Below are 1,171 nucleotides of genomic sequence, written 5' to 3'. Positions count from 1 at the left end.
GGCGGGCTGGGTTGTCAGGTGTGCGGCGCTGACGCGGTCGAGGCGGAGCCAGCGGATCGCTTGACGAAGGTGGCAGTGCCCGACGAGGTACCAGTGTCCTTGGGTGCGGGCCAGGAGAACGGGATCGAGTTGCCGGGTGGTGGGCGTGCCATGCCGGTCGCGGTAGTCCACGACGAGGACGCGTTGTGCGTGGAGTGCTTGCTCGATCGCGTGTCGGGTCCGGGCATCGCCGGGTGTGTCGGTGTGATCGATCCAGACACGACCGTTCAACGCGGTGGCGTTTTCTCGTGCGCGGGTGTCCATCACGCTGAGCACCTTGACGAGGGCGGCGCGGGCGTGGCTGTCGAACGGCTGTCCCCGGTGGGCGGCCACGGCGGCGGCGAGGCCGGAGACCTCGGCGTCGGTGAAGTTCACCGGCGGGAGGGTCGCGGCGGCGTCAACGACGTAGCCACCACCGGGTCCGGGTCGAGCCCGGACCGGGAAGCCGCCGTGTTGCAGAGCCGAGATGTCTCGTTTGATCGTGCGGACGCTGACCTCGAAGACCTCGGCGAGTCGTTCCGCCGAGCGCCCGGCGGGCCCCGCGCGCCGCAGTTCCTCACGCAAGGCGTAGAGACGGTCGGTGCGGTTCATCCAATAAATAGTGACATACCGGTGACATCGCTGGGGGTGACGATGGTGTCATGAGCACTTCACGCGATCCGATCATGTTCCTCAGTGGCGCCGGGCTTCCCGCCTGGATCTGGGATGACGTCCGCCGCGACCTCGGCGAAGGGCAGCAGACCTGGGTCGCTTCCCGACCGCAGGGCGGCCGAGCCCGGTTGCGCGACTACGCCCAGGCGGTCATCGACTCCGCGCCGCCGGGTCGGTACGCGATCGTCGCGCACTCGGCCGGTGGTGTGATCGGCGCCGAAGTCGCCCGGCTCGTGCCCGAACGCGTCAGCGCGTTCCTGGCGATCAGTGCCGTGATACCGCCGCCGGGAGGATCGTTCATCTCGACGATGCCGGTGCCGAACCGGTGGGTGCTCAGTGCCGCGATGCGATTCGCCGGGACCCGGCCGCCGGACTCGGCGATCAGACGTGGCCTCGCCCACGGTCTGGACGAGGAGGTCGCCAACCGCATCATCGCCGACTTCACCCCCGAGTCGCCCGCCCTCTACCGAGACCGGACCGC

2 protein-coding genes are annotated in these 1,171 nt (G+C 69.5%); one reads left to right on the top strand and one right to left on the bottom strand.

Translation table 11 applies throughout. The features are described from left to right. Positions 1–630 (bottom strand): helix-turn-helix transcriptional regulator (locus ACGFI9_RS37875; RefSeq protein WP_393186026.1); only part of this gene is annotated, 630 nt, incomplete at its 3' end. A gap of 50 nt (positions 631–680) precedes the next feature. Here ACGFI9_RS37875 and ACGFI9_RS37870 point away from each other — a divergent pair. Then, on the top strand, positions 681–1,171 hold a 491-nt coding region (locus ACGFI9_RS37870; protein WP_393186024.1), incomplete at its 3' end, for an alpha/beta fold hydrolase.

Origin of the sequence: Micromonospora sp. NPDC048930 (assembly GCF_043197935.1) — a bacterium.
In the GTDB taxonomy this organism is placed as follows: domain Bacteria; phylum Actinomycetota; class Actinomycetes; order Mycobacteriales; family Micromonosporaceae; genus Micromonospora.
The sequence above is the reverse complement of the archived record's forward strand: the minus strand, read 5'-3'. Positions and strand labels throughout refer to the sequence as shown.